The following is a 5,514-nucleotide window of genomic DNA, read 5'->3' on the forward strand; positions in this document are numbered from 1 at the left end:
ACAAGCCCCAGCACCTCTTCCAGGAACTCGGCCTGACGACGATAGTAAAACAGCTGATTGGACAGCTTGCGCCAGCCATGACCCTCGTCAGGGATGCGGATAAAGTCCGCCCGCACGCCGTTCTCGCGCAGGGTGCGCACCATCACTTCGGTCTCATAAATGTCGATGCGCGGATCCATGACGCCGTGCGAGTACAGCACAGGCACATTGATCTGATCCGCCTGACGGATGGGCGAATTCTCGGTGTAGTAATCGCGCCAGCGCTGCTCGGTGATGTCGCCGTATTCAATCCGGTCAGACGCCTTGAGCCCAGGCGAGGCGATGTCCAGCGCCGTCACCCAGTCCGCCACGCCGTACAGCGACGCGCCTGCTGCGAAATGACCGGGGAAATTCGCCAGCACAGCGTTCACGGCGTACCCGCCATAAGAGCCGCCCACGACCGCGGCGCGCTCCGCGTCAACGCGGCCGTCCTCGGCCAGCCAGTTGAGCATGTCCACCAGATCCGCGATGGATTCCAGACGGTTTTCGCGATCATCCAGCGTCACATAGGTATGACCAAAGCCCGTGGAGCCGCGCACATTGGGCTCGAACACCGCCATGCCGCGATCCACATGATACTGGACCACCGCATCAAAGGTCGGTCGCGATTGCGCGGTCGGGCCGCCATGGACGAAGAAGACCACCGGCGGCAGGCCGTCGCTGGGACGCGAGCTGTCGTCGGGCAGATACAGAAGACCTTGCAACTCGACGCCGTCGCGCGCGGTGATGCGCACATCTTCGGGTCGCACCAGGCGATCCGCGTCCAGTCCCGCCATGGACGCCGAGAAGGTGTCGAAGACCGCGCCGGTTTGCATGTCCCAGAGTTGGAACCCGCCCGGCGTGCGCCAGCCGTTCACATTGATCAGAATGCGGCTGGACTGATCGGTGCAGCTGACGCCGTAAACGCCCTCGGCCAGCGCAGGAGTGTCTAGCGTTTCGCCTGTCTCAAGATCTCTGGTGTGCAGACGCGAATAGCCGCCCTCATTGACGGTCCAGACCAGATAGCGGTCATCTGCGCCGCACAGATCCACGCTTTCGATGTCGTGCTCCGCCGTCTCAATGACGCTGAACGAATTGGTCCAGACGTCAAACTTCATCAAGGCGCTGTATTCGTGGTCCCGGTTGGAGACGAGGTAGAAACTTGAGGAATCGTCCTGCCAGGCGATCGACCCGTGTGCAGCGCGGCGTTCAGGCGCTGAAATCTGAGTGAATTCGCCAGTGGCCAGATTGAGCAAGGCGAGATCGTCTGAATCCTCGCCGCGCGACTGGCTGACGGTCACATAGCGTCCATCTGGCGACATTGCGCCCGGATAGTTCGCAAACGAACCTTCATAGATCATCTGCCGGTCGCCGGTCTCGAGATTGGCGGCGTAGATGTCGAAATCGAGATTGTTACGCGCGGTTGAGGCGAAGACGATGGTTTCTCCGTCCGCGCCAAAGTCGCCAAACACCCGGAAATCGCCTGCTTCGGCGGGAAAGACTTGGCGCTCGGTCAGGCCATCTGCGGAAATGCGGTAATAGGCTTCTTGCTCATTGCCGTCATTGTCAGCGCCATAGATCAGGCTCTGGCCGTCCGGCGACCAGCGGAAGAAAGTCACGCCATTGCCATAGGTCAGGCGCGTGGGCTGTCCGCCTTCAGCCGGCATGATCCACAGCTGGGGTTCGCCGGTTATCGACCATCGGAACGCCGCTTGTGATCCATCCGGAGACAGTTGCGCGCCGCCGGCTGCACCATTGGCGGCCAGCAAATAGCGCGCAATGTCAGCGGGATCTTCACCGGCAAGGCCGATGCTGACCGCTTCGTCCGTCGGCGAAATCGCCTCCAGGCTTTCATCATATCCTGACTGGCCGCCTGCGGTCTGGGCCCAGCCCGCAAAGCTGACAGACATGGCGGTCGCGCCTGCCAGCACTCCCATAAGCAAACGCGACATGATCTTTCCCCCGTGTCTTCGCAGATGCATCAAGACTAGGGGCAAAATTTTAAACGTGGAAGCCTAGAAGCCGTAAAGCAGCGACACGTCCAATCGCGTATCGGTCGGCTCGAAGCCGGGCTCGGTTTCAAACTCGTGCTCAATATGAAGCCCGGTCTGCACCGCCCAATGACCAAACAGGCGATTGGTCAGAGTGAAGCGTTGATCAATCTTGGATCCGCCGCCGCCATACACAGTGGTCCTGGATTCAAACCGGCTGGTGTCGCTGATCTGGAAGGTCAGATCAGACGCAGCCTCCGCCACCCAGTCGCCCAAGGCTTCACCGCTGCCGGCGCGCTCGCGCCAGCGATGGCCGACACCCGCCCGCAGCTCAAGACCTAGCCGGTCGCCGTCAATGGCGTGCCAAACGCCGCCCGCTGTCGCAAAGGCCGATTGTTCATAGGCCCCGACCAGGTCGCGCTCGTACGAGCCGCCTGCATAATAGCCATAACCGGAATCCAGCGCGCGGGAAATGCGGCTTTCCGCCAGCCAGTTATCACGGCTCGTCCGGTCGCCATGCTCGGTCAGGAAATACTCAAACTGATTATCCACCCGCCAGCCATGGGGCAATTGGCGGTCGATCTCGACCGCAAACGAGAAATCAATCAGCTCGGAATTGCCGTTCTCCACCTGAACGCCGGCGCGGATCTGCCCGGACCATAGCTCGCCATGCAGCGCCCGGATCGGAGCGGCCAGCCAGCCGCCAGACCCTTCCGGTGCGCCCGCCAGCGCCACCGGGCCACCACCGAGCGAGCGATGCTCGTGTTCAGGTGCAGCGTCAGACTGGGGTGCGCTTTCTGCTTCAGGCTCAGGTTCTGGCAGCGGCCAGTCGCTGAGCGCGCCGGCCCGGCTGGGCAAATGCGCGATGACATCGGCATGCACCGCCGCCCGACCGCCGGGCACCAGCACCGCCACCATATCTGCCGTCTCAACAAACCGCGCATCCTCAATGCCGCGCCGGTCCGCTTCAGCCAGCAGATTGCGATAAGCGGGTGGAATCTCGGCGAAGGCCGCCGAGGTGGAGACGGCCATCGCCAGACTGGCGAGCCCATATTGGAAGACAGATCGCATGATTAGGCCTGCTATTCGGTGCGCATTACGGGACCAAGGGTGAACCAGCACACATCCCGGCTCTCGCCGACCTCCAGATCAGGCCAGCCGTCGGGACAGTCCGCGGAAAAGGCGTCACTTAACTTGGCGTCCGCCTCGGCGCATGCATTCTTACCCGTACTCAGCTCAATTTGGTCGCCGTCAACACGCCAGTCCAACCGTGCTTCCGCCGTGCAGAACAGAAGGTCCTGCCGAAGCTCGGCGCCGCCAGAGCTGGGGCCTTCACCAAAGAAGACAGACCCAAACTCACTCAGCTCATAGCTTTGACCGGCCGGGCTGACCGCCCCCTCGCGCGGATTGACGAGGGCCAAACTCGCCAACAGCCCGATCATCCATGAAGTCATGTCTCGCCCCCTGTCGCTCAATTGCCCGAAAGGCTTGCACAGTCAGGGTTAAGATCGCGCTTATCAGCGAACAGGTGACCGATGAGCTGGGGCCCTTGAAGCGAACGAGGCCAGGCGTGGCCGCCCGATCACCCTATTCAATACGGGTGATTCGCCAGGAGAGGTCGCCGCCCTCCGGCCCGAGCCAGCAGACGCCGGTGGCTTCCCAGTCACCGCCGACCGAAGTGATGTCTTCACCGATCGGATAATCGGGCCAGTTGCGGCATTCGGGACGTTCCCCCCACGGATCCATCCAGAAAATGTCGGCATCGACATAGAAGCGGCCATTATTGGTTTCGCTCCACTCCGTAGACCAGGGGTCGCTGCCCATGGCGTCCTTGATGCCGGACACCGTGACCGAACCACCCTCTTCAAAGCGGATGGTGGCGGTGTCGCCGACCCGCGCCATATCGGTGTTGCGGGTCGCCACAGCCTGAAAGACCTGACCGGCCGGGCCGTCATTGGCGAAGGCGCACGGCGTCAGAAGGCTCAGCGCGAGGCTGGCGATAATCATCTTTTTCATAAGCTTTTCCTGTTCCCGCCGCTCGGGCGCGGCCGTGTTTGCAGCATGAAAGGGGTTCGCGCTATTGCGTCCGCGTCACCGAAAGCACGTTTGAATTGGTAATCCAGCACAGGTCCGAGGCTTGCGCGCTGGCCCCCACTTCAATGTGCGGCCAAGACTCGCAACTGACCTCGCTCTGGCCGTCTGCGAGAAGCTGCAAGGCCGGTCGCGGCGGCAATTCTTCGCCCTCATAACCCGGATCCGCGGCGTCGCCCAAAATGGAGATCCGGCCGCCCCCATCCGCATACCAGGTGCCGGTCCCGCCGGGTTGATCAGCACCGCCAATGCCCGTTTCGGTGTAGCTGTCGATTAGAGCGTCACCGAACGAGAAATAGATCGCGCCGCCATAGACCGGCGGGGCGCTGCCGAATTCGACACGATAGATTTGATTGAGCGGCGATGGCGATGCGCTTTCATCCTGCCGCGCCAGCGCACTCCCGCTCACGATCGCTGCGGTCAGCGTCAGGCTGATCGCTGCGCCACACATCGCCTTAAAATTCAATGTCATGCTGATCCCCCAGTCCAGTTCTGATGGCCACAGACTAGGCGACAGGTCTTTAAGATCAGGTGAGCGTTGCGCGATTGCGCGCTTTAGTCAGGAGCGCGCCCTGCACCGTCAAACGGGCCATGATCATAGCTGACGATGCGGGTGAGCTTCCATCCGTCCGCGTCCTGACGCCAGACATGCAGGAACCGCCCCTGGCCATGGGGCTCGTCTGCGCCATAGTTGATGAAGGCGTGCCAGCCGGTCTGGATCGCGCCATAGCCCGGCACCGGCCAGACCTCGATGGAGCCTGGCGTCAGCTGACGCTGGAAATTGCCGCAGATCGACGTGTTCACGGCCTCGATCAGCGCCGCGCGATCCAGGATCAGCCCGTCCACATCATGATAAAATTCGATACCGTCAGCGATATACGCGCCGAACCCCTCGCCGTCACAGGAGTTGAACGCCTCAAACACCTGCGCATCCAGCGCAATGACCGTTTCCAGCAAAGGGGTTTCAACCCCCGCATCCGGCGCAGGCTGCGCGAACATCAGGGCGGCGGCGAACAAGACGGACATGAGCAAGACTCCAAGGTGACGGGGCCTGAGCTTCATCCATTCCGCCCCTGCGTGACAGCAAAACCTTGGGTCTGAAAGATGTCTTTTTAGACAGGCGCCTCCCCCAAAACCGCCTCAAGCCGCCGACGCAGCCCGCGCTGGAATGATCATATCAATCGCCGTGCGCAAGGCGTATCATGGCGCGAGCGCATCCGTTGGATGCCCCTGTGCGAAGGAGCACACCATGGCCAAAGGCCAGAAACGATCCAACAAGGAAATCAAGAAGCCCAAAGCGGACAAGAAAGCCGCCAGCGCGGCGCTGTCCCCGACTTCGGTCGGCGGCGTCATGGACCGCACCCGCAAATAACGGGTCTGTCGCCGCGCCCTGACACGGCGCGGCCTCGCCTCG

Annotated in this window: 7 protein-coding genes; 1 reads left to right on the forward strand and 6 read right to left on the reverse strand. The window is 62.0% G+C overall.

Annotated features, from left to right (window positions below; translation table 11 throughout):
• The 6 genes from B3M53_RS14405 to B3M53_RS14430 form a co-directional block, all read right to left on the reverse strand.
• Positions 1–1,970, reverse strand: a 1,970-nt coding sequence (locus B3M53_RS14405) for an alpha/beta hydrolase family protein (protein ID WP_273019992.1), incomplete at its 3' end; no start/stop codon positions are given.
• A gap of 63 nt (positions 1,971–2,033) precedes the next feature.
• Complete coding sequence (locus B3M53_RS14410) at positions 2,034–3,080, reverse strand: DUF481 domain-containing protein (RefSeq protein ID WP_273019994.1); 1,047 nt, start codon at positions 3,078–3,080, stop codon at positions 2,034–2,036.
• Between the two features lie 11 nt (positions 3,081–3,091).
• Positions 3,092–3,463, reverse strand: a complete 372-nt coding sequence (locus tag B3M53_RS14415; protein WP_273019996.1) for a hypothetical protein — start codon at positions 3,461–3,463, stop codon at positions 3,092–3,094.
• 133 nt (positions 3,464–3,596) lie between these two features.
• Entirely contained in the window at positions 3,597–4,025 is a 429-nt protein-coding gene (locus B3M53_RS14420) for a hypothetical protein (RefSeq protein WP_273019997.1), read from the reverse strand.
• Between the two features lie 61 nt (positions 4,026–4,086).
• Positions 4,087–4,572, reverse strand: a complete 486-nt coding sequence (locus B3M53_RS14425; RefSeq protein WP_273019999.1) for a hypothetical protein — start codon at positions 4,570–4,572, stop codon at positions 4,087–4,089.
• Between the two features lie 83 nt (positions 4,573–4,655).
• Positions 4,656–5,126: a nuclear transport factor 2 family protein gene (locus tag B3M53_RS14430; protein ID WP_273020001.1), complete on the reverse strand. Its 471-nt coding sequence runs from the start codon at positions 5,124–5,126 to the stop codon at positions 4,656–4,658.
• Between the two features lie 223 nt (positions 5,127–5,349).
• Between B3M53_RS14430 and B3M53_RS14435 the strand changes: the two genes are divergently transcribed.
• Complete coding sequence (locus B3M53_RS14435; RefSeq protein WP_267878754.1) at positions 5,350–5,472, forward strand: hypothetical protein; 123 nt, start codon at positions 5,350–5,352, stop codon at positions 5,470–5,472.
• Positions 5,473–5,514: the final 42 nt, after the last annotated feature.

It is taken from the genome of Oceanicaulis sp. UBA2681, from assembly GCF_002354675.1.
GTDB classification, from domain to species: Bacteria; Pseudomonadota; Alphaproteobacteria; order Caulobacterales; family Maricaulaceae; genus Oceanicaulis; species Oceanicaulis alexandrii.